At 72.2% G+C, this 25,087-nt stretch carries 25 protein-coding genes; 6 read left to right on the forward strand and 19 right to left on the reverse strand.

Annotated elements, in window-relative coordinates; all coding sequences use genetic code 11:
• The 16 genes from BZZ08_RS29160 to BZZ08_RS29235 form a co-directional block, all read right to left on the reverse strand.
• The coding region (locus tag BZZ08_RS29160) for a flavodoxin-dependent (E)-4-hydroxy-3-methylbut-2-enyl-diphosphate synthase (RefSeq protein ID WP_198601749.1) at positions 1-209 on the reverse strand (209 nt) is incomplete at its 3' end.
• Between the two features lie 4 nt (positions 210-213).
• A complete protein-coding gene (gene hpnH / locus BZZ08_RS29165; RefSeq protein WP_104635199.1) occupies positions 214-1,236 on the reverse strand; it encodes an adenosyl-hopene transferase HpnH in 1,023 nt (340 codons plus the stop codon).
• A 6-nt stretch (positions 1,237-1,242) separates the two neighbouring features.
• Positions 1,243-1,884 (reverse strand): phosphorylase family protein, encoded by a 642-nt coding sequence (locus tag BZZ08_RS29170; protein WP_104635200.1) that lies wholly within the window; start codon positions 1,882-1,884, stop codon positions 1,243-1,245.
• Positions 1,884-3,926 (reverse strand): squalene--hopene cyclase, encoded by a 2,043-nt coding sequence (gene shc, locus BZZ08_RS29175; RefSeq protein WP_104635201.1) that lies wholly within the window; start codon positions 3,924-3,926, stop codon positions 1,884-1,886. The genes BZZ08_RS29170 and shc overlap by 1 nt, the downstream gene beginning before the upstream one ends.
• Positions 3,927-4,040: 114 nt before the next feature.
• Positions 4,041-5,105, reverse strand: a complete 1,065-nt coding sequence (locus BZZ08_RS29180) for a polyprenyl synthetase family protein (protein ID WP_198601758.1) — start codon at positions 5,103-5,105, stop codon at positions 4,041-4,043.
• Positions 5,106-5,173: 68 nt separating this feature from the next.
• Positions 5,174-6,610, reverse strand: a complete 1,437-nt coding sequence (gene hpnE / locus BZZ08_RS29185) for a hydroxysqualene dehydroxylase HpnE (RefSeq protein WP_104635203.1) — start codon at positions 6,608-6,610, stop codon at positions 5,174-5,176.
• The gene (locus BZZ08_RS39690) at positions 6,607-6,765 is read right to left on the reverse strand and encodes a DUF6380 family protein (protein WP_104635204.1); all 159 of its coding nucleotides are present in this window, start codon (positions 6,763-6,765) and stop codon (positions 6,607-6,609) included. Before BZZ08_RS39690 ends, hpnE begins: the two co-directional genes overlap by 4 nt.
• A complete protein-coding gene (gene hpnD / locus BZZ08_RS29195; RefSeq protein WP_198601750.1) occupies positions 6,765-7,715 on the reverse strand; it encodes a presqualene diphosphate synthase HpnD in 951 nt (316 codons plus the stop codon). Before hpnD ends, BZZ08_RS39690 begins: the two co-directional genes overlap by 1 nt.
• A complete protein-coding gene (hpnC, locus tag BZZ08_RS29200) occupies positions 7,712-8,641 on the reverse strand; it encodes a squalene synthase HpnC (protein ID WP_104635205.1) in 930 nt (309 codons plus the stop codon). Before hpnC ends, hpnD begins: the two co-directional genes overlap by 4 nt.
• Positions 8,642-9,000: 359 nt before the next feature.
• Positions 9,001-9,789 carry an ABC transporter ATP-binding protein gene (locus BZZ08_RS29205; RefSeq protein ID WP_198601751.1) on the reverse strand — a complete coding sequence of 263 codons (789 nt, stop codon included), beginning with the start codon at positions 9,787-9,789 and terminating at the stop codon, positions 9,001-9,003.
• Entirely contained in the window at positions 9,782-10,711 is a 930-nt protein-coding gene (locus BZZ08_RS29210) for an ABC transporter permease (RefSeq protein ID WP_104635206.1), read from the reverse strand. Before BZZ08_RS29210 ends, BZZ08_RS29205 begins: the two co-directional genes overlap by 8 nt.
• 98 nt (positions 10,712-10,809) lie before the next feature.
• Positions 10,810-11,682 carry a glycosyltransferase family 2 protein gene (locus tag BZZ08_RS29215; protein WP_104635207.1) on the reverse strand — a complete coding sequence of 291 codons (873 nt, stop codon included), beginning with the start codon at positions 11,680-11,682 and terminating at the stop codon, positions 10,810-10,812.
• 8 nt (positions 11,683-11,690) lie between these two features.
• Complete coding sequence (locus BZZ08_RS29220) at positions 11,691-12,470, reverse strand: CDP-alcohol phosphatidyltransferase family protein (RefSeq protein ID WP_198601752.1); 780 nt, start codon at positions 12,468-12,470, stop codon at positions 11,691-11,693.
• On the reverse strand, positions 12,448-13,509 hold the full coding sequence (locus BZZ08_RS29225; protein ID WP_104635209.1) for an iron-containing alcohol dehydrogenase family protein: 1,062 nt from the start codon (positions 13,507-13,509) through the stop codon (positions 12,448-12,450). The genes BZZ08_RS29220 and BZZ08_RS29225 overlap by 23 nt, the downstream gene beginning before the upstream one ends.
• On the reverse strand, positions 13,497-14,249 hold the full coding sequence (locus BZZ08_RS29230; RefSeq protein WP_104635210.1) for a phosphocholine cytidylyltransferase family protein: 753 nt from the start codon (positions 14,247-14,249) through the stop codon (positions 13,497-13,499). Before BZZ08_RS29230 ends, BZZ08_RS29225 begins: the two co-directional genes overlap by 13 nt.
• Positions 14,246-16,102, reverse strand: coding sequence for a DUF5941 domain-containing protein (locus BZZ08_RS29235; protein WP_104635211.1), 1,857 nt, complete (start codon positions 16,100-16,102; stop codon positions 14,246-14,248). The genes BZZ08_RS29230 and BZZ08_RS29235 overlap by 4 nt, the downstream gene beginning before the upstream one ends.
• A 477-nt stretch (positions 16,103-16,579) precedes the next feature.
• On the opposite strand from BZZ08_RS29235, the gene BZZ08_RS29245 reads away from it, so the two are divergent.
• Both BZZ08_RS29245 and idi read left to right on the forward strand, forming a co-directional pair.
• Entirely contained in the window at positions 16,580-17,518 is a 939-nt protein-coding gene (locus BZZ08_RS29245) for a cation diffusion facilitator family transporter (RefSeq protein WP_104635213.1), read from the forward strand.
• A 244-nt stretch (positions 17,519-17,762) separates the two neighbouring features.
• On the forward strand, positions 17,763-18,356 hold the full coding sequence (gene idi / locus BZZ08_RS29250; protein ID WP_104635214.1) for an isopentenyl-diphosphate Delta-isomerase: 594 nt from the start codon (positions 17,763-17,765) through the stop codon (positions 18,354-18,356).
• Position 18,357: 1 nt separating this feature from the next.
• On the opposite strand, the gene BZZ08_RS29255 is transcribed toward idi, so the two are convergent.
• Entirely contained in the window at positions 18,358-18,810 is a 453-nt protein-coding gene (locus BZZ08_RS29255) for an ATP-binding protein (RefSeq protein WP_198601753.1), read from the reverse strand.
• A 195-nt stretch (positions 18,811-19,005) separates the two neighbouring features.
• On the opposite strand from BZZ08_RS29255, the gene BZZ08_RS29260 reads away from it, so the two are divergent.
• Positions 19,006-19,761: an enoyl-CoA hydratase/isomerase family protein gene (locus BZZ08_RS29260; protein ID WP_198601754.1), complete on the forward strand. Its 756-nt coding sequence runs from the start codon at positions 19,006-19,008 to the stop codon at positions 19,759-19,761.
• Here BZZ08_RS29260 and BZZ08_RS29265 read toward each other — a convergent pair.
• A complete protein-coding gene (locus tag BZZ08_RS29265) occupies positions 19,748-20,383 on the reverse strand; it encodes a DJ-1/PfpI family protein (RefSeq protein WP_104635216.1) in 636 nt (211 codons plus the stop codon). The genes BZZ08_RS29260 and BZZ08_RS29265 overlap by 14 nt on opposite strands.
• A gap of 48 nt (positions 20,384-20,431) precedes the next feature.
• Positions 20,432-21,400 (reverse strand): GlxA family transcriptional regulator, encoded by a 969-nt coding sequence (locus BZZ08_RS29270; RefSeq protein ID WP_104635217.1) that lies wholly within the window; start codon positions 21,398-21,400, stop codon positions 20,432-20,434.
• A 114-nt stretch (positions 21,401-21,514) separates the two neighbouring features.
• Here BZZ08_RS29270 and BZZ08_RS29275 point away from each other — a divergent pair, with 114 nt between their 5' ends.
• From BZZ08_RS29275 to BZZ08_RS29285, 3 genes are all read left to right on the forward strand, one after another.
• Positions 21,515-22,384: an SCO6745 family protein gene (locus BZZ08_RS29275; RefSeq protein WP_198601755.1), complete on the forward strand. Its 870-nt coding sequence runs from the start codon at positions 21,515-21,517 to the stop codon at positions 22,382-22,384.
• A gap of 107 nt (positions 22,385-22,491) precedes the next feature.
• Positions 22,492-22,623 carry an LPFR motif small protein gene (locus BZZ08_RS39880; RefSeq protein ID WP_010042827.1) on the forward strand — a complete coding sequence of 44 codons (132 nt, stop codon included), beginning with the start codon at positions 22,492-22,494 and terminating at the stop codon, positions 22,621-22,623.
• A 112-nt stretch (positions 22,624-22,735) separates the two neighbouring features.
• On the forward strand, positions 22,736-25,063 hold the full coding sequence (locus tag BZZ08_RS29285; RefSeq protein ID WP_104635219.1) for a Tex family protein: 2,328 nt from the start codon (positions 22,736-22,738) through the stop codon (positions 25,061-25,063).
• Positions 25,064-25,087: the final 24 nt, after the last annotated feature.

Consider the following 25,087-nt stretch of genomic DNA (forward strand, 5'->3'; position numbering starts at 1 on the left):
CGGACGATCTGGCAGCCCGACGCCGTCAGCTCGGCGATCTGCTGGAGCGTCGCCCCGATGTCGGACGTACGGGTGGTCGTCATCGACTGCACCGACACCGGGGCCCCGCCCCCGACCGCCACCGGCCCGACCTGGATCCGCCGCGACACGCGCCGCTCGGCGATCGGCCGGACCGGTACCTCGGGGAGCCCCAAGGGGATGGCGGTCATGACATCACTCCCGGTTCGAGGAGACGGTCTCGCGCATGGCGCGCAGGGACTCCTTGAGCGAGCCCATGGTGGCCAGGACGGCGGTGGGCTCGTAGCCGCAGTGCGCCATGCAGTTGTCGCAGCGCGGGTCCTTGCCCCGGCCGTACTTGTCCCAGTCGGTTTCCTCGATCAGCTCCCGGTAGGTCGGGACGTATCCGTCGCTCATCAGGTAGCAGGGGCGCTGCCAGCCGAAGAGGGAGTAGTTGGGGATCGCCCAGGCGGTGCACGGGAAGTCGACCTTGCCCTCGAGGAAGTCGAGGAACAGCGGGGAGTGGTTGAGCCGCCAACGGGCGCGGTTGCCGCCCGAGAACGCCTTCTTGAACAGCTCGCGGGTCTGCTCCACGCCCAGGAAGTGCTCCTGGTCGGGTGCCTTCTCGTAGGCGTAGGCGGGCGAGATCATCATCTCGTCGACCTTGAGGTCGTCGTTGAGGAAGTTGAGCACCTCGACGATGGTCTGCGGGGTGTCGGTGTTGAAGAAGGTCGAGTTGGTGGTCACCCGGAAGCCGCGCCGCTTGGCCTCCTTGATGGCCTCCACGGCCTCGTCGAACACGCCCTCCTTCGCCACGGACTCGTCGTGCCGCTCGCGCAGTCCGTCGATGTGCACCGCGAAGGCGAAGTACGGCGAGGGCGTGAACTTGTCCATCTTCTTGCGCATGAGCATGGCGTTGGTGCAGAGGAAGACGTACTTCCGCTTGGCCACCAACTGCCGCACGATCTCGTCGATCTGCGGGTGCATCAAGGGTTCGCCACCGGCGATGGAGACCATCGGCGCGCCCGATTCCAGCACCGCCCCGACGGCCTGCGCGACCGGCATGCGCTGCTTGAGCACACCGGCGGGGTGCTGGATCTTGCCGCACCCCTCGCACGCCAGGTTGCAGGCGAAGAGCGGTTCCAGCTCCACGATGAGCGGGAACTTGTCCCGTCGGCGAATCTTCTGTTCGGCCAGGTATGTAGCGACCTTGATGGACTGGCGCAGGGGCATGGCCATCTGGGCTCACCTCCGGGGGAGCAACAAAGAACGGTGCCATTCGAAAAATGCGGGAAGAACGGATCGAAGAACGCGGAAAGCCGATATTCCACCGCGCACGGTGCCGATCCGGACGAGTTCGTGTTCTGGAGCGTCCACGACCACTCGGACGGCCGCAACCGGGCGCGGGCCCGTGCGGACGGCGCTCAGGAGCGTGGCCGCGGACTCCATGTCCACGGCGATCGCGCCGGTCGCGAGCAGGTCGGCGCGTTCGGGGCCGCGGACGACGTGGTCCGAGCCGGTCAGCGGCCCGGTGTGGACGGTGCGCCCGGGGACGGCTCGTGCGAGTTCCTTGACGAGCCGGTCGGTCGCGACGCAGGCGACGGTGGAGCGCGGGTCCCGGGTCTCCTCGGCGACGACCAGGTCGCCGGGGTGCATGCCGGGGGCCAGTCCCGCGCAGAAGCCGGTGGCGAGCACCGCGGCGGATTCGAGACCCGGGTCGGCGAGGACCCGGGTGACCGAGCGTTCGGCCGCCTTGGGGCCCATGCCGGTGCGCAGGACGGTGACCGGCCCGCCGGCGCCGGCGCGGTCGCCGGTGCGCAGGGCGAAGTGCTCGATGCCCAGCGCGCAGGCGATCAGCAGCGGGGACGGGCCGGTCCGTGGGGTCATCAGCTGCCCTTCACCTCGGCCGTGGCGGGCTCGGTGGGTGCCTCGGCCGCGCGGGGCTTCTTGGCGAAGGGCTCCCCGTGGACGTACCGGCCCAGCGCGGTGAGGGGGAAGACCTGGCGGTAGAGGTGGTAGTTGATGGAGAAGTCCCACGGGAAGCCGGTTCCCGTGAAGTAGGGCTCGTCCCAGGAGCCGTCCTCCCGCTGGGTGGCCGCGAGCCACTCGATGCCGCGCTCCACGGCCCTGGACTCCCGCTCCCCCGCCGCCAGCAGGGCCATCAGCGCCCAGCCGGTCTGCGAGGGGGTCGAGGCGCCCCGGCCGCTCCACTCCCGGACGTAGCGGTAGGAGCGCAGGTCCTCGCCCCAGCCGCCGTCCTCGTTCTGGACGGACTCCAGCCAGCGCACCGCGCGCCGGATGGCCGGGTGCGAGGTGGGCAGCCCGGCGGCGGTCAGGGCGGGGATCACGGACCCGGTGCCGTAGACGTAGTTGACGCCCCAGCGGCCGAACCACGAGCCGTCCGCCTCCTGCGCGTCCAGGAGCCACTGGATGCCGCGGCGGGTGCGCGGATCGTGGGCGAGGCCCTCGACGGCGAGCATCTCGACGACGTGCGCGGTGACGTCCGCGGACGGCGGGTCGATGACCTCGCCGAAGTCGCAGAACGGCAGCCGGTTCGGGAAGGCGCTGGTGTTGTCGACGTCGAAGGCGCCCCAGGCGCCGTTCTTGGACTGCATGCCGAGGTTCCAGCGCACCCCGCGGCCGATGGCCTTCTCCACCCGCTCCGGGTCGTGGTGCTTGACCCGGCGCAGGGCGAGCACCACCTCGGCGGTGTCGTCGATGTCGGGGTAGTTGTCGTTGTGGAACTCGAACGCCCAGCCGCCGGGCGGGAGTCCGGGGCGTTTCACCGACCAGTCGCCGGGACGCACGATCTGTTCGCCCAGCATCCAGTCGGAGGCCTTGACCAGTTGCGGGTGGTCCTCGGGCACGCCCGCGTCGGCCAGCGCGATGGTGGCCAGGCAGGTGTCCCACACCGGGGACTGGCAGGCCTCGATCATCCGGGCCCCGTCCTCGCGCCACACGGCGAAACGGTCCAGCGACTCGAGTCCCGCGCGCATCACGGGGTGTTCGAGGTCGTAGCCGAGCAGGTAGAGCGCGATCACCGAGTAGACCGCCGGGGGCTGGATGCCGCCCCAGCAGCCGTCGTTCTCCTGCCGCTCGATGATCCAGCGGGCGGCGCTGTTCATCGCGGCCCGGCGCAGGCGGCGCGGGGCGACCTTGCGGTAGGCGTGCAGGGCCTTGTCGATGCGCTGGAAGGCGCCGTCCCAGCTGGCCACCGGTGCGAGCGGGCGCGTGGGGTTGGGACGGGCCGGGTCGGTGTGCAGTTCGTCCAGCGGGAAGGGCGCGGGACGCACCGGCCGCTTGGCGGACACGATGGTGAGCGGCACGATGGTCTGCCGGGCCCAGCAGCCGAAGTCGTAGATGTTGAGCGGGGCCCAGGTGGGGAAGTAGATGAGCTCCGGTGGGAGTTCGGGCAGGTCGTCCCACTTCCACCAGCCGAACAGGGCCAGCCAGATCCGGGTGAAGACCCGGGCGGAGGCGATGCCGCCGCGGGACCTGATCCACTCGGCGGCCCGCGCCATGTGGGGCGCGTCGGGCGCGTCGCCGGCCAGGCGGAGGGCGAGGTAGGCCTCGATGGTGGTGGACAGTTCGCCGGGGCCGCCGTAGAAGGTGGCCCAGGTGCCGTCCTCGCGCTGCTCGCCGCGGATGAACAGGGCGGCGGCGCGGGTGGTCTCCTCGTCCTGGATGCCCAGGAACTGACGCAGGAGCAGGTCCTCGGCGTCCATCGTGACGTTCGTCTCGAGGTCGCCCTTCCACCAGCCCTCGTCGTCCTGCTGGGAGAGCAGGAAGTCGGTGGCGCGCCGGGTGGCGCGTGCGGCGGCTTCTGGTGCCCCGGCCGCCGCGGCGGGGATCGTGATGTCGGTGTCGCTGGCCGAGGCTGCCAGGGGCCTCAGGGAGGCCCCGGTGCTTCCGTCGGTCGTCGCTGTCATGGCTTCCCCTTCGTGCAGTGTGCGTGGTGCGTCTGCTGGGTCCGCCGTCGGCCGGTGCTCGTGTCTCCACGACACCGGCCGGCGACTACGCGAGGGCTATTCGACCGATAATGATCATCTCTTTCGTACGACGACGAAGTCCGCGAGTGCCGTGAACCGGTCCCGCACCCGGTCGGGCATGTCGACGGCGTCGAGGGCTTCGATGGCGATGGTGTGCTGGCGACGCGCCTCGTCGGCGGTCCACTCCCGCCCGCCCGCTTCCTCGATGAGGGCGGCGCGGGCCGCGAACTCCTCCTCCGAGAAGTTCGCGAAGTCACTGGCCTTGGCGTCGGCGGCGAGGATCTCGCCGAGCCGCTCGGAGGCAGGCCCCCCGGCGGCGAGGGCGGCGACGACCGGCAGCGACTTCTTGCGCTGGCGCAGGTCGCTCCAGGTCTGCTTGCCGGTGGCGTCCGGGTCGCCCCAGATGCCCAGCAGGTCGTCGACGGCCTGGAAGGCGAGGCCGAGGTGGTAGCCGTACGTCTCGAGGGTGTCGGCGGTGCGCTCGTCGGCGCCGCCGAGCACCGCGCCGATGGAGCTGGCGGAGGCGAGCAGGGCGCCGGTCTTGTTGCCCTCCATCTCCAGGCACTCCTCGACGCTGACGCGGTCGCGGTGCTCGTAGGAGATGTCCTGGGCCTGACCGTCGATCAGGGCCCGGGTGGCGCTGGTGAGGCGGCGGGTGGCGCGGCCGGCCTCGACGGTGCCCAGTTCCAGCAGCACCTCGTTGGCCAGGGCGAACAGGGCGTCGCCGACCAGGATGGCCTGGGCGGGGCCGTGCACCTTCCAGACGGTGTCGCGGTGGCGGCGCTGCTCGTCGCCGTCCATCAGGTCGTCGTGCAGGAGGGAGAAGTTGTGCACCAGTTCCACGGCCACCGCGCCGGGCACGCCGACCTCGGGCGCGGCGCCGGTCACCTCGGCGGAGAGCACGGCGAGCGCGGGGCGGACGGCCTTGCCGCCGTCACCGTGCGCGGGGTTGCCCTGGGCGTCGATCCAGCCGAAGTGGTAGGCGGCGACGGTGTCCATGGGAGGGGCCAGTCGGTCGACCGCCGCCCGCAGGACCGGCGTGGCCAGGGTCCGGCCGCGCTCCAGAAGCGCGGTCACGTCCACCGTGGTCCGTCGATCGGCCTTGGGGGCCGGGGGCACAGTGGGCACAGTCTTTCCTCCAGTTGCGGTGCCGGGAGTGCGGGAGCCGGTCCCGCGTGGATCGGCTCTCACGCCGCCTCCTCGAAGAAGTCGGGCAGGAGGCCGCGGGACCGGCCCGGGGTGCCGAGCGCGGCGGCCGCCGCTCCGACACCGCTGCGAACCGCACTCTCCATGGTCGCGGGCCACCCGGTGGCGGTCCACGCCCCGGCCAGGTAGAGGCCGGGTGCCTTGGTGCGGGCGCCGGGCCTCAGGCGGCCGACGCCGGGGGCGGGGGCGAACGTCGCGGTGCGCTCCCTGGTCACGAAGAAGTCCTTCACCTCGGCACCCCGGGTGCGGGGCAGCAGCCGCTCCAGTTCCGGCAGGTACCGCTCGCGCAGCGCGGCCACGGGCTCGTCGATCTCGTTCTGCGCCGTCGACTGGGAGAGCGCCAGGTACTGACCCTCCTTCAGTCCGGAGGCCTCGGTACGGTCGAACACCCACTGCACCGGGGTACCGAGGGCGGTGAGGAACGGTGCGGCGAGCACCTTGCGGTCGTAGACCACGTGGATGTTGAGGATCGGCGCGGTGCCGATCCGCAGAAGGTCGTCCGGGGCGTCCAGCGCGCCGTCCGGCAGCAGGTCGTACGCCTCGCGCTGGGGTACGGCGAGGACGACCGCGTCCGCTTCGAGCGTCTCGCCGGGAACCTGAACGCTCCAGCCGCCGTTCTCGTTTACAGAGACGGAGGTGACGCGTGTACGGACCTCGGTACGGACGCCCGCGGAGTCGAGCGCCTTGCGGGCCAGCCGGTCGTGCAGTTCGCCCAGCGGGACGCGGGCCCACCCGATGTCGGCCGCTCCCGGGTCGGACAGCAGACCGGTCTTGAACACCATCGCGGCGAGCCCCAGCGAGGCGTCGCCCGCGACCGCGTTGAGGGTGGCGACCCCGACCAGGTCCCACAGGGCCTCGACGGCACGCGCCGACTGACCGTGCGCGGTCAGCCAGCTGCCGAAGTCCTGGGTGTCCAGGGCCGGATCGGCGAGGTCGAGCCCCTTCAGCGCGAGCGCGGCACGCCCCACCGAGGCGCGTTCGGCGAGGGAGAGGTGCGGGTAGGCCGCCAGGCTGCGCCCCAGATGCAGGGGTACGGGCAGCGCGTCGCGCCGCAGTCTGCCGAGCCGGTTGCCCTCGGGCCGCGCCAGGTCGACCACGGGCACGTCGAGACGGTTCTGCACCGGTGCGAGCGCCGCTCCGCCGATCCGGTCGAGGAACCACCGGTAGGCGGTGCAGCAGCGCAGGTACACGTGCTGGCCGTTGTCGACGGTGAGGTCGCCGCGCTGGAAGGAGAAGGCGAGCCCGCCGAGGCGTGGGCGTCCTTCGAGCAGGGTGACGCGCACGCCGGCGTCGGCGAGTGCGAGCGCGGTGGTGACCCCCGCGAGTCCGCCGCCGACCACGACGGCGTGCCCGCCGGGGCCGAGGGCCGAGACGTCCGCGAGCACGCCGCCCTCGCGCGTGCCGTTGCCCTGCGTCATGGTGCGCCCTTCCCGGTCCGGTCGCCGTGGTGTTTGAACTGCGTACGGCCGACCGTCTCAGTCAGGGACGCCGACCGCCACCGGAGGGTTGCCCGCCGTTGTCCGCCGGTGGTTCCGTGCGGGTCCTGGGCGTCCAGTGTGCCCGGTGTGTCCATCAGGCGCGCCTCCTGACGGTCCGCCGGGTGACGTGCCGGGTGTCGAGGCCGGACAGACCGCGCACGGCGACATACGCCTTCTCGCGTCCCGGCAGGGAGACCCGGCCGCGCAGCACGGCCTCGGGGTCGCGCTCGATGCGGTCCAGGAGGCGGCGGTAGATGCCGGCCATGGCGGCCACGCAGGCGCCGCTGCGCCGGTCGAGCATGGGCAGCAGCCGGTAGCCCTCGGCGAAAAGGGCGCGGGCCCGACGCACTTCGAAGTGCACGAGGCCCGCGAAGTCGGAGCCCTCGGGTGGTGTGGGTCCGTCGAAGCCGGCCGAGCAGCCGAACTTGGCGAGGTCGTCGGCGGGCAGGTAGGTGCGGCCGCCCTCGGCGTCCTCCCGGACGTCGCGCAGGATGTTGGTGAGCTGGAGCGCGAGACCGAGCGTATCGGCGTACTCGGGCGCGCGCTCGGCGCCGCGCGCCCCCGGTTCGGTGCCGAAGACCCCGAGCGAGAGGCGTCCGATGGCGCCCGCCACACAGCGGCAGTAGACCTTCAGGTCGTCCCAGGTCTCGTAGGTCTCGCCCCGCAGGTCCATCTGGACGCCGTCGATCAGCTCGTCCAGGCCGCCGAGCGGGATCGGGAACCGCCCGGCCGCGTGGGCGAGGGCGACGGCGACCGGATCGGTGTCGTCCTCGTCGACCGCGCCGTCCTGGATCCGGGCGAGCACGGCCCGGGTCTCGTCCAGCCGGGCGACCTTGACGTCGTCCGCCAGCACCCCGTCACCGATGTCGTCGACCCGGCGCGAGAACGCGTACAGCGCGGACATCGCCCGCCGCTTGGGCGTGGGCAGCAGCCGGATGCCGTAGGCGAAGTTACGTGCCTGCTGACCGGTGACGGTCTCGCAGTAGCTGTAGGCGGCGAGCACCGGTGCCGACGTGTTCGCTGACGACTCCACGGACCCGATCACCCCTCTCCTCGCAGGACCACGCCCGCCTCGCGCAGCAAGTGGACCTTGCCTGACTTGGGCGGGCCGGGAAGTACGTCGTGATCCGCCGCGGCGATCGCGCGGAGCGCCGCCCTTCCACCCGCCACGAAGCCCGCCAGGAGCAGCCGCAGCCTGCCGTGGACGCTACCCACCAGGGGGGCTCCTTCATTCAGCAGGTCGCGGGCGCGTCCGGCCTCGTAGGCGATCAGGGCGCGCACGGACGCGTTGGCGGTGGGCGCGGCGAGGTCCGTCTCCCGGACGTGGAAACGTTTCATGTCCTCGGCGGGCAGGTAGACGCGGTCCCGGCCCAGGTCCTCGGCGACGTCCTGGAGGTGCTCGACGATCTGCAGGGCGGTGCAGATCTCGTCGGAGCGGCGGATCCGTTCGGGGGTGGAGGTGCCGGTGACGGCCAGGACGAGACGGCCGACCGGGTTGGCGGACAGCTCGCAGTAGGCGAGCAGGTCGTCGTACGTCTCGTACCGTGCGACCAGTTGGTCCTGGCGATTGGCGGCGATCAGGCCGAGGAAGGGCTCGGGGGTCAGCGCGCGGCGGCGCACCGTGGGCACCAGACGGCGCAGCAGCGGGTGACGGGGCGGGCCGTCGGAGCCGTCCGATCCGTGGGGGCCGTCGAACACACGGCGCAGGTCCGCCTCGAAGGCGTCCAGCATCAGCAGCCGGTCGTCGGCGCGGTCCTCGGGGACGCCGAGGAGGCGGGCGTCCGCTCCGCCCGGGGCGAGGTCGCCGTCACCGATGTCGTCGACGAGGCGGGCGAAGCCGTACACCGCCATCAGGTCGGTGCGCCAGGCGCGGGGCAGGAAGAAGGGGGCGACCGGGAAGTTCTCGTCGGCGGCCTTGGCGAGGGTGCCGCGCTCCGGATCGACGGCGTGCGCCGTGTCGGTGGCCGTCATCGCGGGCTGCCCTGGGCGGGGACGGCGCACGCTTCGCGGAGCTGGGGAGTTTCCGTAGCCATTGCCGTCACATCTCCCGTTCTACACTGCCGACCCAATACACACTATTTCGGACACGCCGCCCCGCCACCCGCGCGGCAGGCCCGCTCAAGGGTGTCGGGCATTATCGCCCCATGTGCCGCGATTCGGGACCGGTCCAGCTTACGTTGTACAACTCACGGGCGTCCGTCGGGGTGCACTGCGCATCACAACAACACACCGATCGACTTCAAGATTCCTGAGAACGCCAGGAGTTGACGTTTCCTTTGCACACGCGGGGCCCCGCCGGAACAGTTCCGGCGGGGCCTCGGCGTGTCGGGCTACTTGCCCGTGAACTTCTCGTACTCCTTGAGCACCTCGTCGGTCGGGCCGTCCATGCGCAGCTCGCCGCGCTCCAGCCACAGGACCCGGTTGCAGGTGTCGCGGATGGACTTGTTGTTGTGGCTGACCAGGAAGACGGTGCCGGCCTCCTTCTTCAGTTCCCGGATGCGCTCCTCGGAGCGGGTCTGGAACTTGCGGTCGCCGGTGGCCAGGGCCTCGTCGATCATCAGGACGTCGTGGTCCTTGGCGGCGGCGATGGAGAAGCGCAGCCGGGCGGCCATGCCGGAGGAGTAGGTGCGCATCGGCAGGGTGATGAAGTCGCCCTTCTCGTTGATGCCGGAGAAGTCGACGATGTCCTGGTAGCGCTCCTTGATCTGCTCGCGGGTCATGCCCATCGCCAGTCCGCCGAGGATGACGTTCCGCTCGCCGGTCAGGTCGTTCATCAGGGCCGCGTTCACACCCAGCAGGGAGGGCTGGCCGTCGGTGTAGACCTTGCCGCGCTCGGCCGGCAGCAGACCCGCGATGGCCCGCAGCAGCGTCGACTTGCCGGAGCCGTTGGAGCCGATCAGGCCGATGGCCTCGCCCCGGTACGCGGTGAAGGAGACCCCGCGCACGGCGTGCACCTTGCGCACGCCCCGCGCCGCGTCGTCGGAGCCTCTCTTGAGAATGCGGCTCAGGGCGGCGGTGGCGCTGCCCTTGCCGGTCCTGGCGCCGTTGACGCGGTAGACGATGTGCAGCTCGTCCGCGATGACCGTCGGCACCCGCTGGTCCTGCTGCTGCTCAGCCACGGCCGTACCTCTCCTCCGCCTTCCAGAAGTACACGAAGCCGCCCGCGGCGAGGACCACGGCCCAGCCCAGTGCGACCGCCCACACGTGCGGCGGCAGGTTCTCGGAGCCGTACCCGTCGATCAGCGCGAAGCGGATCAGGTCCATGTAGACGGCGGCCGGGTTCCACTGGAGCACGTCCGCGAGCCAGGCCGGCTTGTCCTCCAGCATGATCGGGATGGAGAACATGACGCCCGACGCGTACATCCAGGTCCGCATGATGAACGGCATCAGCTGCGCGAGGTCCGGCGTCTTGGCCCCCATGCGGGCCACGATGAGCGCCAGGCCCATGTTGAACAGGAACTGCAGGACGAGCGCCGGCAGGACCAGCAGCCAGGACAGCGAGGGGTAGCTGCCGAAGCCGATGACCACCGCGAACAGGACGATCATCGAGGCCAGCAGTTGCTGGAGCTGCTGGAGCGCGAAGGAGATGGGCAGCGAGGCGCGCGGGAAGTGCAGCGCCCGCACCAGTCCGAGGTTGCCGGAGATGGCGCGCACGCCCGCCATCGCGGAGGACTGGGTGAAGGTGAAGACGAACACCCCCGTCACCAGGAACGGGATGTACACGTCCTTGGGCATGCCCTTGCCCGCGTTGAGGATCAGGCCGAAGATCGCGAAGTAGACGAACGCGTTCAGCAGCGGGGTGGCCACCTGCCACAGCTGGCCGAGCTTGGCCTGGCTGTACTGGGCGGTCAGCTTCGCCTGGGAGAAGGCGAGGATGAAGTGCCGCCGGCCCCAGAGCTGACGGACGTACTCCATGAGGGAAGGTCTGGCACCGCTCACGGTCAGCCCGTACTTGGCGGCGAGCCGGGCCGGTGTGAGGCCCTCGTCGGGCGACACGGGCTTGGTCATGGCGACCGTGCCGTCGTGCGTTGTCTCACTCACTGGTGGAAACTTTCGTCTTCGGAAACGCTCGGCCGCGCGGGCCTGGCATGGACCTGGTGGCCCCGGTCGGGGCCGGAACGCTCTCGGGTACGAGCTTGTCAGATCACCGGGGGGCGGCCCAGCCGGGTCAGGCGCCACACCGTACGCCACCGCATGGGCCGGCGGGGACCGCACGGGGTGCCCCAGCCCTCGCGGAAGCCGCCGAACCAGGCCTTCAGGGCAGGTCGCGACGGCCGGCGCAGCAGGGTGAGCAGCATCCAGACGCCGAGGTAGACCGGGACCAGGAGCGCGGGGAGGTTGCGGCGGGCGAGCCAGACCCGGTTGCGGGCGACCATGCGGTGGTAGACCGCGTGCCGGGACGGCGCGGTCGTGGGGTGGTTCAGCACCATGTCGGACCGGTAGTCGATCATCCAGCCCGCGTCGAGGGCCCGCCAGGCCAGGTCGGTCTCCTCGTGGGCGTAGAAGAACGCGTCCGGCAGCCCGCCGACCTGGGTGAGGACGCGGGTGCGCACGGCGTTGGCGCCGCCGAGGAAGGTGGTGACCCGGGAGGAGCGCATCGGGTCCGAGGCGCGCAGCCGCGGGACGTGCCGGCGCTGGGTCTCGCCGGTCTCCGGGTCGGCGATGCGGAAGCTGATGATGCCCAGCTCGTCGTCGGCGGCGAACGCCTGGCGGCACAGCTCGGCGGTGTCGGTGCGGGCGAGCAGGCCGTCGTCGTCGAGGAAGAGCAGGACGTCGACGTCGCTGCCGCCCGGTCCGAAGGCCTCGATGCCGACGTTGCGGCCGCCGGGGATGCCCAGGTTCTCGGGCAGCTCGACGGTGCGCACGCCGTCCGGCACCTCCGGGACGGGCGAGCCGTTGCCGACCACGACCACCTCGACCGGGTCGCCGTCCTGCTTCGCGACCGAGTCGAGCAGGGCACGCAGCTCCTCGGGGCGGTTGCCCATCGTGATGACGACGGCGCCGACCTTCATGGGCGCGCTCACTTCAGCCTGCTGGAGGCGAGGATGGACACCAGGTGCAGCAGGGTCTGCAGCAGCGCGATGCCGGCGAGTACGGCGGTGCCGAGGCGGGTGAAGAACAGGTCGCCGCGGGCCTGGTCGACGATGGCGAGGACCAGGATCAGCAGGGACGCCTCGATGCCGAGGATCAGCCGGTGGAACTTGAGCGCCCCGGCGGCCCGGCGGGCCAGCGCCATGCCGGAGGAGCGGATCTCGGAGGCGGCCTCCTTGACCGGGGGCATCCCGTTCTGGTGCCGGGCGACGCCCACCAGGTCGGTCTCGGCCTTGATCAGGATCGCGCCGAGGGCGGCCAGGGTGCCGAGGAAGGCCCACAGCCAGTCGATGCGTCCGGTGCCCCAGAGGTCGGCGGCGCGCAGGCCGAGGCCGACCAGGACGGCGGCGTCGGTCAGGTAGGCGCCGACCCGGTCCAGGTAGACGCCGCCGAGCGAGTACTGCTTCCGCCAGCGGGCGATCTCGCCGTCGACGCAGTCCAGCAGCAGGTACAGCTGGACCGCGACCACGCCGAGCACCGCGCCCCAGATGCCCGGCACGAGCAGCGCCGGGGCCGCGAGCACGCCGCAGACGGTCATCAGGTACGTGAGCTGGTTGGGCGTGATCCTGGTGTTCACCAGGTAGCGGTCGATCCGCAGCGAGACCTCGCGCATGTAGAGGCGTCCCGCCCAGTGCTCACCGCTGCGCCGGTCCTTGACTCCCGCGGGATGGACGACCGGGCGTAGTTCAGCTACCGATGGCCTTGACATAGTCGGCGTACAGGTCCTTGATCTGGTCGGTTTTCAGGTCGAGGTGCTCGAGGATCGTGTAACGGCCGGGCCGCGTCTGGGGGGCGAACTCCACGGCCCGGAAGAACTCCTCGGGCGTGAACCCGATCTCCTCGGGCAGCACCGGCAGCCCGTGCCGCCGCAGGACCTCGGCCATGTGGGCGGACTCCTCGTGGGCCCCGCGCAGGTACATCGCGAAGGCCGCGCCCAGGCCGCACTGCTCGCCGTGGGAGGCCGCGCGGGTGGGGAAGAGCAGGTCGAAGGCGTGGTTGATCTCGTGGCAGGCGCCGGAGGCGGGCCGCGAGTCGCCGGAGACCGACATGGCGATGCCGGTGAGGACCAGTGCCTCGGCCAGCACCTGGAGAAAGTCGTTGTCGCCGATGCCACCGGGGTGCCGCAGCACGGCCTCGCCGGCCTGCCGGGCCATCGCGGCGGCCAGACCGTCGATCTTCTCGCCCTTGACCCGGTTGGCCAGCTCCCAGTCCGCGATCGCGGAGACGTTGGAGACGGCGTCGCCGATGCCGGCGCGCACGAAGCGGGCCGGGGCGGCGCGCACCACGTCCAGGTCGATGACGACGGCGATCGGGTTCGGCACGCCGTAGGAGCCGCGGCCCGCGTCGTTGTCGAGGGTGGCGACCGGGGAGCACAGGCCGTCGTGCGCGAGGTTGGTCGGCACGGCGACCAGCGGGAGGCCGATGCGCGCCGCCGCGAACTTGGCGCAGTCGATGATCTTGCCGCCGCCGAGACCGACGACCGCGTCGTAGTGGCCGCCCTTCATGGCGCCGGCCAGCTTGATGGCGTCGTCCAGGGTGCCGCCGCCGACCTCGTACCAGTCGGCGCCGGGCAGGGACGGGGCGACGCGGTCGCGCAGCCGGGCGCCGGAACCGCCGCTGACGGCGACGGCGAGCTTGCCCGAGTGGGAGATGCGCTCGTCGGCGAGGACAGCCCCCAGGTCGTCGAGGGCACCCGCGCGGATGTCCACGACGACCGGCGACGGGATGAGCCTCGTCAGTACTGGCACGCGATCTCCCTGCCCTTGGCGAGGTCGTCGTGGTTGTCGATCTCGACCCACTTGACGTCGCCGATCGGCGCCACGTCGACCTTGAAGCCGCGGTTGACCAGCTCCTGGTAGCCGTCCTCGTAGTACAGCTGCGGGTCGCGCTCGAAGGTGGCCTTCAGCGCGTCGGCCAGCTCCGCGGCGGCCTCGCCCTCGATGAGGGTGACGCCGATGTACTCGCCGGTCGCCTCGGCGGGGTCCATCAGCTTGGTGATGCGCTGGACGCCCTTGTCGGGGTCGACGACGACCTTCATCTCCTCCTCGGCGAGGCTCTTCACCGTGTCGAGGGCGAGGATGATCTTCTTGCCGTCGCCGCGGGCGGCGAGCAGGGTCTTCTCGACGGAGACCGGGTGCACGGTGTCGCCGTTGGCGAGGATCACGCCGTCCTTGAGGGCGTCACGGCCGCACCACAGGGAGTAGGCGTTGTTCCACTCCTCGGCCTTGTCGTTGTCGATGAGGGTGAGCTTGACGCCGTACTTCCGCTCCAGCTCCTCCTTGCGGTCGTACACGGCCTCCTTGCGGTAGCCGACGATGATCCCGACCTCGGTCAGGCCGACCTCGGCGAAGTTCGCCAGGGTCAGGTCCAGCACCGTGATGCTGTCCTCCGCCCCCTCGGGGCCGACCGGCACCAGTGCCTTGGGCAGGGTGTCGGTGTAGGGACGCAGACGCCGGCCGGCGCCGGCCGCCAGCACGAGGCCGATCATGCGGGTTCTCCTTCGTCGTGTACGGCGGGCGCGCCGACCTTGTGGGCGGCGACCCAGAAGCGGATGCTCTCGACGAGCACCACGAGTGCCACGGCCACGGCGAGGACCGTGAGCGCGACCTTGAACTGTGTGGCGGTGAGCAGCACGGCCAGCACGCAGATCACCAGCGTGCGGCCCTCGTGCCCCCCGATCGTCCGCACCAGCCACTGCGGCGGCGCGCCCGCGTCGCCGCGGATGCGGTAGACCGTGTCGTAGTGATGGTAGGCGACCGCGGCCACCAGCCCGAAAGCCGCCGGAAGGGCCCCGTTCACGTCGGCTTTCGCGGCCAGTACCAGGACGGTGAGGTACTCCGCGGCCCGGAAGAACGGCGGGACCAGCCAGTCGAGGGCGCCCTTGAGGGGGCGGGCGACGGCGAGCGCCGAGGTCAGCACGTAGACGATCGCGGCGACGAGCGGCCCGGGGCCGCCGAAGTCGGTGAGGGCGGCCGTCGCGACCACGGCGGCACCGCCGAGGAGGGCGACGGCGGGGGCGGTGAAGCCGGGCAGTCGGCGGGCGGCGGTGCGCAGGCCCCGGGCGGCCGCCTCGGCGAGCGGTCCCGAGTCGGCGAGGTCGGCCAGCGCCTTCGCCGCCCGGTCGGTGCGCACGGCCTTGCGGGTCAGCGAGCGCAGGACGCGGCCCGCGGTGGTGTACGTCGCGGAGAACGCGCAGCCGATCAGCAGCGCGTAGAAGGTGATCCGGGGCGTGGTGAGCGCGGTCAGCACCGCGATCATGGCCCAGCGTTCGCCGATCGGCAGCACGATCATGCGGCGCACCCAGACCGTCCAGCCGACGCTGTCGAGCTTGTCGGAGAGGGCGGCGGTGGGGCTGGTATTGGCCGAGGCGTCGTGATTGGCCTCGTTGAAGGAGAAGTCGACGACGTGGCGACAGGTCTGGAGGACCATCGCGCCGAGCGCGAGGGCCCAGACGTCGTCATGGCCGCCGCGGGCGGCTCCGAGGCCGAGACCCGCGTAGTAGGCGTACTCCTTGGCCCGGTCGAAGGTGGCGTCGAGCCAGGCGCCGAGCGTGGAGTACTGCAGGGAGTAGCGGGCCAGCTGTCCGTCGGTGCAGTCGAGGACGAAGGAGGCGATGAGCAGCACACCGGCGGCGACGAACCCGGCGCGAGTGCCGGTGGCGGCGCAGCCCGCCGCTATGAGCGCGGTGATCAGCGAGGCGGTGGTGACCTGGTTGGGCGTCAGCCCGCGCCGCGCGCACCAGCGGGCGATGTAGCGGGAGTACGGGCTGATGAGGAAGGTGGTGACGAAGCCGTCGCGGGCCTTGACCGCCGACTTCAGGCGTACGGCCTCGTCGTCGACGGCGGCGACGGCCTGCCGTGCCTCGTTGCGGGCCTGCGGGTCGGCGGGGACGGCGGCGACGAGGCTGCCCAGCTCGGGGCGGTGCACGTCCGCGCCGTCGGCGTCGAGGGCGGTGGTGATCCGGTCGGCGAGGCTGTCCACCTCCCCCACGCTCGGCTTCGCTCGCGCGGGGGCACCCCCCTGCGCGCTGCCGCCGCCCGCGGAGTTCTCGCGGGCCATCGCGCGGGTCAGTGCCTGGCGGGCGGCCGGCTGGGCGGTCACGGCGCCCGGGATCGCGGCGAGCGGGAAGCGGGGGTCGGTGAGGCCGAGGCGCAGGGCGTGCGGGTGGCCCACGAAGCGGGCGTCGACCACGGCGACCCGTTCCTCGCCGGGAGCCCGGGCGAGGAGGGTCTCGGTGTCGGCGGCATCCGAGGCGAGGTGCACGTCGAAGCCCAGGGACCGCAGCTCGCTCTCGATCGACGAACCGGGGACCGGCTGACCGGTGAGGATGGCGGTCGGCAACCGAACTCACTCCCTGGTGCCGGCGCCTGGGCGCCGGGCCTGTGCATGGTGGAGCGCCCGTGCCTGGGGCACCCGGGCGGCATGTCGGCAGAGGTTATCGGATGCGGGGAACGCCGTGTTCACCGCCCGTTTCACGGTCGGTCGACGCCGCTTGCTCCCGCCTTTGCCGCGATCATCATCAGGGATGCGGGGCCCGCCCCACAAACCGCGCTCCCAGACCGGGCATCGCGGACATCACACTGTGTCGGCGGTCGCGCGCACAGGGTCAGGGCGCCCCTTGGCTACCGTGGGCGCCCCAAGGCGGAAGCCGCACCTCCGGATTCCTTCCAGCGCCCTGACCTGCGGAACGTTTTCGCAGGTCAGAGCAGATGACAACGGTGTTCAGTGCCGCGTTGCCCGATACCCCCTACCCGTAGTTGACTGTCATCCGGGCGCCGGGACACCGGACGCCGGGACGCACAGGGAGGCGGCTTTCTCATGGGGGCTGGGCACGATCACGGGCACGCGCACGGCGGGCACGCCGGCGGGACGGCGACGGCCGCCTACCGGGGCAGGCTGCGGGCGGCGCTGGCGATCACCCTCACCGTCATGGTCGTCGAGATCGTCGGCGGGCTGCTCGCCGACTCGCTCGCGCTGATCGCCGACGCCGCGCACATGGCGACGGACGCCCTGGGGCTCGGCATGGCCCTGCTGGCCGTCCACTTCGCGAGCCGCCCGCCGAGCGACCGCCGCACCTTCGGCTACGCCCGCGCCGAGATCCTCGCCGCCCTGGCCAACTGTCTGCTGCTGCTCGGGGTCGGCGGTTACGTCCTGTACGAGGCGATCGACCGGTTCGTCACGCCGGCCGACACCGCGGGCGGCCCGACCGTCGTCTTCGGCGCGATCGGCCTGGTGGCGAACATGGTGTCGCTGTCGCTGCTGATGCGCGGCCAGAAGGAGAGCCTGAACGTGCGGGGCGCCTTCCTGGAGGTGGCCGCCGACGCGCTGGGCTCCCTGGCGGTGATCGTCTCGGCGCTGGTGATCCTGGCCACGGGCTGGCAGCCGGCCGACCCGATCGCGTCGCTGCTCATCGGTCTGATGATCGTCCCGCGCACCTTGCGCCTGCTGCGCGAGACCCTGGACGTGCTCCTGGAGGCGGCTCCCAAGGGCGTGGACATCGCCGAGGTGCGCGCCCACCTACTGGCCCTGGACGGGGTCGAGGACGTGCACGACCTGCACGCGTGGACCATCACCTCGGGCCTGCCCGTGCTGTCGGCGCACGTGGTGGTGAACGGCGACGCGCTCAACGCGATCGGCCACGAGAAGATGCTCCACGAGCTGCAGGGCTGCCTGGGCGACCACTTCGACGTGGAGCACTGCACCTTCCAGCTGGAGCCCAGCGGTCACGCGGAGCACGAGGCCCGGCTCTGCCACTGAGCCGGGGCGGCACGGCGGACGACGGGGGCGCGCACGCACCGGCACGCGCCGCCGATCGCTCCGACGGAAGGGTTCCGGGGCCGCGGCCCGGGAACGCTCACTCATCGGACCCCTGCTCGGCGTCCGGCCGGCCGCCCCCGGTGCCGACACGGGCCCGCGGGACATGCGGGTGTGCCGGGAAGTGCCGAGAGTGCCGGATTCGTACGGCACACTTGGGGCGCGAGGACCGATGTGAAGGATGGGTATGCCGATCACTCCTGCCACCGCGACGCCCAGCTCGTCGAACGGCACCGCAGACGCGATTTTGCTGGAACTGGTCGACGAGAACGGCGTGACGATCGGCACCGCGGAGAAGCTCTCCGCGCACCAGCCGCCGGGGCGGCTGCACCGCGCCTTCTCCGTGTTCCTCTTCGACGAGCGGGGGCGGCTGCTGATCCAGCAGCGGGCCCTGGGCAAGTACCACTCCCCCGGCGTGTGGTCGAACACCTGCTGCGGCCACCCCTACCCCGGCGAGGCGCCGTTCGCCGCGGCGGCCCGGCGGACGTTCGAGGAGCTGGGGGTGTCGCCCTCCCTGCTCGCCGAGGCGGGCACGGTGCGCTACAACCACCCGGACCCGGCCTCGGGGCTGGTCGAGCAGGAGTACAACCACCTCTTCGTCGGCCTGGTGCAGGCCGAGCCGCGCCCGGACCCGGAGGAGGTGGCGGACACGGTCTTCGTGTCCCCGGCGGAGCTGACCGAGCGGCACGCGCGGGACACCTTCTCGGCGTGGTTCATGACGGTGCTGGACGCGGCCCGGCCGGCCGTCCGCGAGCTGACGGGCCCGTCCGCGGGCTGGTGACCTAGCGCGCGGCGTGCTTGAGCGGCAGGGCGGCCCAGATCACCTTGCCGCCGCTCGCGGTGTGGGCCACGTCGCAGGCCCCGCCCGCCTCCCGGGTGATCTCACGGACCAGGAGCAGGCCGCGCCCGCCGGTGCGGCCGTGGTCGGTCTCCAGGGCGGTCGGACGGTAGGGGTGGTCGTCCTCCACGGCCACCCGCACCCACTCGGGTCCGACGGCGACCTCCACGGCGAGCACCGGCGAGAGCACCGCCGCGTGCCGGACCGCGTTCGTGACCAGTTCCGAGACGATCAGCAGCAGGGCCTGGGTCACGTCGTCGGAGACCGGCACGCCCTGGCGGGTCAGCAGGTCGCGCACGGCATGCCGGGCCTGCGGCACCGAGGCGTCCACGGCGGGGGCGGTGAACCGCCAGACACCTTCGTACGGCAGCGGCCCGGCGGGCCCGGTCTCGTCCATCGTCCGGTCGCCACCCCTGGGATCGATTGTCACCACACCCCCGAGTGTTGGTAACACACCGCGCCGCCCCGGACGCCTGAACACAAGTCAGCAGGTATCGAGCGATTTCTGATCGTTGGCGCATGACACGGGACCGTTCCTGACCCGCCTGCCCGGCCGCCGGCCGCGCCGGGGCCGGTGGATAACATCCGGCCCATGGAGCCGCAGCTGCTGCACCGGGTCGCCGACTCGGTCGCCACCGTCGTCGTCCACCACCCGGCCAAGCGCAACGCCATGACGGCCGCGATGTGGCGGGCGCTGCCCCGCGTCCTCGACGACCTGGCCGCCGATCCCGGGGTGCGGGCGCTGGTGCTGACCGGCGAGGGCGCGACCTTCTGCGCCGGTGCCGACATCTCGGCCCTGCGCGAGTCGGCCGAGGAGGCACAGGGCTTGGCGGTGCGGGCCGAGGAGGCTCTCGCCGCCTTCCCCAAGCCGACGCTCGCCGCGGTCCGGGGGCACTGCGTGGGCGGCGGGGCGCAGCTGGCGGCGGCGTGCGACCTGCGGTTCGCCGAGGAGACGGCCCTGTTCGGCGTGACCCCGGCCAAGCTGGGGGTGGTGTATCCGGCGTCCGCCACCCGGCGGCTGGTGGCGTTGACGGGGCCCGCCACCGCGAAGTACCTGCTGTTCAGCGGGGAGTTGATCGACGCCGCACGGGCGCTGCGCACCGGTCTGGTGGACGAGGTGCTGCCGGAGGGCGAACTGGGCAAGCGGGTGGCGGAGTTCACCCGGGTGCTGGCGTCCCGCTCGCTGCTGACCCAGGCGGCGGCGAAGGAGTTCGCGAACGGGCGCACGGACCGGGACGCCCACTGGGCCGCGCAGGCGCGCGGCAGCGGCGACACCGCGGAGGGGGTCGCCGCCTTCCTGGAGCGCAGGCAGCCGCGTTTCGGCTGGAGCGGGCCTACGTCAGGGTGAAGCGGTTCCCGGTGCGGAACTCCTCGACGAGCCGGGCGGGCGCCTTCTCGGGGGAACCCGCGTCGTAGGGCGGCCGCGGGTCGTACTCGGTCAGCAGCTGCACCGCCTGGGCGTGCTCGTCGCCGGCGATCCGGCCGACCAGGGTGAGTGCCATGTCGATGCCGGCGGAGACGCCGGCCGCGGTGACGTACTTGCCGTCGGTGACGACCCGTTCCCCGGTCGGCTCGGCGCCGTGCCGCTTCAGGAGGTCCAGGGCCAGCCAGTGCGAGGTGGCGCGGCGGCCGCTCAGCAGGCCCGCGGCGCCGAGCAGCAGCGAGCCCGAGCAGACCGAGGTGGTCCAGGTACTGGTGGCGTCGGCGGCGCGCAGCCAGTCCAGCAGGGCCTCGTTGTCCATCTGCGCGTCCTGGCCCGGGCCGCCCGGGACGACGACGACATCCGGGGCGGGCCGGTCCGCCAGGGTCCGGTCGGCGGTGAGCGCCAGGCTCCCCGTGTCGTTGCGGACGGGGCCGGTCCGCTCGGCGACGAAGACGGTCTCGGCGTCCGGAACGCGGCTCATGATCTCGTACGGGCCCACGGCGTCGAGGGCGGTGAAGCGGTCGAAGAGGACGATGGCGATCTGCACGTGTTTCCTCCCGGGGTCGGTCGGTGGACGGTGGTGCGGTGACGGGCGTCAGTGGGCCGGGACGGGGCGGAAGCGGCGGCGGTACTCCGCGGGTGAGGCGCCGAGGGCCTTGACGAAGGCGCGGCGCATGGCCTCCGGCGTGCCGTAGCCGCTGGCGCGGGAGACCTCCTCGACGCCGTCGCCGGTGTCCTCCAGGAGCCTGCGGGCGTGCTCCAGGCGGACCCGGTCGACGTACCGGCCCGGTGTCGTGCCGGTCTCCGCCCGGAAGGCGCGGGCGAAGTGGCGCGGCGAGAGGCTGGCGCGGGCGGCGAGGGACTCCACGCTCAGGTCGGCGCCGGGGTGCTCGGTGATCCACTGCTGCACGTCGCGCAGCGGTTCCCGGCGTGCGGTCTGAGCGGCCAGCTGGGCGCTGAACTGGGCCTGGTTCCCCGGCCTGCGCAGGAACACCACCAGGTGCCGGGCGACGGTCAGGGCGACGTCCCGGCCCAGGTCCTCCTCCACCAGCGCGAGGGAGAGGTCGATGCCGGAGGTGACGCCGGCGGAGGTGGAGACCTTCCCGTCCCGGATGTAGATGGGGTCGGGATCGACGTCCACGGCCGGGTGGTCGCGGGCGAGCCGGCCGCTGTAGGCCCAGTGGGTGGTGGCACGGCGGCCGTCCAGCAGCCCCGCCCGGGCCAGCAGGATCGCCCCGGTGCAGACGGAGACCAGACGCCGGGCGCCGGGTCCGTGCTCGCGCAGCCAGCCGATCAGGCGCGGGTCGGGGTTCCGCGAGCCCTGGCCGCCGGGGACCACCAGCGTGTCCGGTGCCGGCCCGTCGCCGAGTGCCTGGTCCGGTACGACGGTCAGACCGCTGGAGGTGCGCACGGGAGCCCCGTGCAGGGAGGCCGTGCGGATGCGGTAGGTGCCCGGCGTGTGCGTCTCCGCGCCCGCGAAGACCTCCACGGGGCCGGTGACATCGAGGCTCTGGACGTCGTCGAAGAGGAGCACCAGAACGGTTCGGCCGGTTCGCTGTGCCATGCCGTTGATTCTTGGCCCCGCCGCGGTACGTCCGCAATGACGAGAACCCCACCTTTCCTGCCGTCCACCGCACCGGCCCGGACGACGTACTGAGCGGTTGGTAACGTGCGTGGCATGACGACTGCCGCCATCGACGCACGCGCGGGCCGCCGCTGCCACAACGCACTCAACTCCCTGCACTCGACGCACTACTTCTCGCCCGACCTGGGGCGGGAGCTGGGCGCTCTCGGGGTCACCGACGCCCGTGCCGTCAACTTCGCGGTGCGCGCCGCCGCGCTGGGTCCGGTGGGCGCCGGTGCCGTGACGGCGGCGTTCTACAACTACAAGCACGACCTCGTCGCCCGGCACGTGCCCGCGGTGTGGGAGAAGGTCACGCCGGAGCAGGCGCTGGCGGGGCGCGTGCGCGCCGTCGACGCGACACTGCGCCGTCTGCTGGGCGAGGAGGCCGTGGCGTCGGCCGAGATGGCGGAGGCGGCCGAGCTGGCCCTGCGCGCCGCCGAGGGCTGTTCCCGCAGCGCCCGCCCGCTCTATTCGGCCCACGCGGACCTGCCCGTGCCCGACGCCCCCCACCTGGCGCTCTGGCACGCCGCGACGCTGCTGCGCGAGCACCGCGGCGACGGCCACCTCGCCGCGCTGATGACCGCGGGCCTGGACGGCCTGGAGGCGCTGGTGACGCACACGGCGACCGGCAAGGGCATGGCACCGAAGTGGATCTTCACCACCCGGGGCTGGACCCGGGAGGAGTGGGACGCGGCCGCGGGCCGGCTGCGCGAGCGCGGGCTGGTCGACGCGGCCGGCGAGCTGACCGAGGAGGGTACGGCCCTGCGCGAGGGGATCGAGCGGGAGACGGACCGGCTGGACACGGCCCCGTACGCGCACCTGGGCGCGGAGGGTGTGGCACGTCTGACGGAACTCGGGACGGCCTTCGCGCGTAAGGCGCTCGGTGCGGGCGCCTTCCCGGCGGACCTGCTCGCCAAGCGCTGACGACACGCCCGGGTTCGGACGGAGTGTACGGACAGGCATGCGAGGCCGCGACCGAGGTACCCGTAAGTCTCCCGGCCGGGGCGGCCGGGAGACGAAAGGGGCTACCCGTGTTCCGTGCCATCGCAGACGTTCTGCGCCAGATCGGTGGAGCGATCGCCACCGTGGTGACGCTTCCCTTCCGGGCCCTGGCCCGGCTCTTCGGCGGGGCCTCGTCCTCCACCCGGAGCCGCAGGGTCTGATCCGGGCCCCTCTCGTCGGTCGCGACCGGCCCGGACGGCGCCCTGATCCCCGATTGTCGGTGTCACCTGCCACAATTGCCGCGCAACCTCAGTGAGAAGGCGGTACGGCATCGTGACGACACCCGACGTAGGGTCCATCGAAAGCAGGATCGCCGACGAGCTCGGCGTGCGGGAGCGGCAGGTGAAGGCCGCGGTGGAGCTGCTCGACGGCGGCTCGACGGTGCCCTTCATCGCCCGCTACCGCAAGGAAGCGACCGAGATGCTCGACGACGCGCAGCTGCGCACGCTCGAGGAACGGCTGCGCTACCTGCGGGAGCTGGAGGAGCGGCGCTCGGCGATCCTCGACTCGGTGCGCGAGCAGGGCAAGCTCACGGAGGAGCTTCAGGCGCGGATCCGCGCGGCGGAGACCAAGGCGCGCCTGGAGGACATCTACCTGCCGTTCAAGCCGAAGCGGCGGACGAAGGCGCAGATCGCGCGCGAGGCGGGTCTGGAGCCGCTGGCCGAGGGCCTGCTCGCCGACGCGTCGGTGGACCCGCCGGCCGCGGCGGCCGCGTTCGTCGACGCCGACAAGGGCGTGGCCGATCCGCAGGCCGCCCTGGACGGGGCGCGCTCGATCCTCACGGAGAAGTTCTCGGAGGACGCCGACCTGATCGGCGAGCTGCGCGAGCGGATGTGGACGCGCGGGCGGCTCGCCGCCAAGGTCAAGGAGGGCAAGGAGGAGGCCGGCGCCAAGTTCGCCGACTACTTCGACTTCGCCGAGCCGTTCACCGAGCTGCCCTCGCACCGGGTCCTCGCGATGCTGCGCGGCGAGAAGGAGGGCGTGCTCGACCTCGTCCTGGAGCCCGAGGAGCCCACCGAGGGTCCGTCCTCGTACGAGGCGATGGTCGCGAGCCGGTTCGGGATCGCCGACCGGGGCAGGCCCGCCGACAAGTGGCTGGTGGACACCGTCCGCTGGGCCTGGCGCACCCGCATCCTGGTGCACCTCGGCATCGACCTCAGGCTGCGCCTGCGCACCGCCGCGGAGGACGAGGCGGTCGACGTGTTCGCCGCCAACCTGCGCGACCTGCTGCTGGCCGCCCCGGCGGGCACCCGCGCGACGCTCGGCCTCGACCCCGGTTTCCGTACCGGCGTGAAGGTCGCCGTGGTCGACGCGACCGGCAAGGTGGTGGCCACGGACGTGATCCACCCGCACGTCCCCGCCAACCGGTGGGACGAGGCGATCGCCAAGCTCGCGCGCCTCGCGAAGGAGCACACGGTCGACCTGATCGCCATCGGCAACGGCACGGCCTCCCGCGAGACCGACAAGCTCGCCGGGGAACTCATCGCGAAGCACCCGGAGTTGCAGCTCACCAAGGTGATGGTGTCCGAGGCTGGCGCCTCGGTGTACTCGGCCTCCGCCTTCGCCTCCCAGGAACTGCCGGACATGGACGTCTCGCTGCGCGGCGCGGTGTCGATCGCCCGGCGGCTGCAGGACCCGCTGGCCGAGCTGGTGAAGATCGACCCGAAGTCGATCGGCGTCGGCCAGTACCAGCACGACCTCTCCGAGGTGAAGCTGTCCCGGTCGCTGGACGCGGTGGTCGAGGACTGTGTGAACGGCGTGGGGGTGGACGTCAACACCGCCTCCGCACCCCTGCTCGCCCGGGTGTCCGGCATCACCTCCGGACTCGCCGAGAACATCGTGGCGCACCGCGACGCGAACGGGCCGTTCACGTCGCGGACCGCGCTGAAGAAGGTGCCGCGGCTCGGTCCCAAGGCGTACGAGCAGTGCGCGGGCTTCCTGCGGATCCGGGGCGGCGAGGACCCGTTGGACGCGTCCAGCGTGCACCCCGAGGCGTATCCCGTGGTGCGGCGGATGGTGAGGACCGCCGGGCAGGAGGTGACCGGGCTGATCGGCAACACGTCGGTGCTGCGGTCGCTGAGGCCGGACCAGTTCGTGGACGAGACGTTCGGTCTGCCGACGGTCACGGACATCCTGCGGGAGCTGGAGAAGCCGGGGCGCGACCCGCGGCCCGCCTTCAAGACGGCCACCTTCAAGGAGGGCGTGGAGAAGCTCTCCGACCTGTCGTCCGGGATGGTGCTGGAGGGGGTCGTCACGAACGTGGCGGCGTTCGGGGCCTTCGTGGACGTCGGTGTGCACCAGGACGGGCTCGTGCACGTGTCCGCGATGTCGAGGACGTTCGTGAAGGATCCGCGGGACGTGGTGAAGCCCGGGGACATCGTGAAGGTGAAGGTGATGGACGTCGACATTCCGCGCAAGCGGATCTCGTTGACGCTGCGGTTGGACGACGAAGCGGCTCCGCAGGGGGAGCCCAAGAAGGAGCGGGGTGGGAAGCCGCCCCGGCAGCGGAAGGCCGCCGGCGGTAAGGGGCGGCCTACGTCGGCGCCTGCTCCGTCCAGCGGGGCGATGGCGGATGCGTTGCGGCGGGCCGGGTTGGCGTAGGCGCCCGGCGCTGGGGCGGGGCGG

The organism is Streptomyces sp. MH60, from assembly GCF_002939385.1.
Lineage (GTDB): Bacteria > Actinomycetota > Actinomycetes > Streptomycetales > Streptomycetaceae > Streptomyces.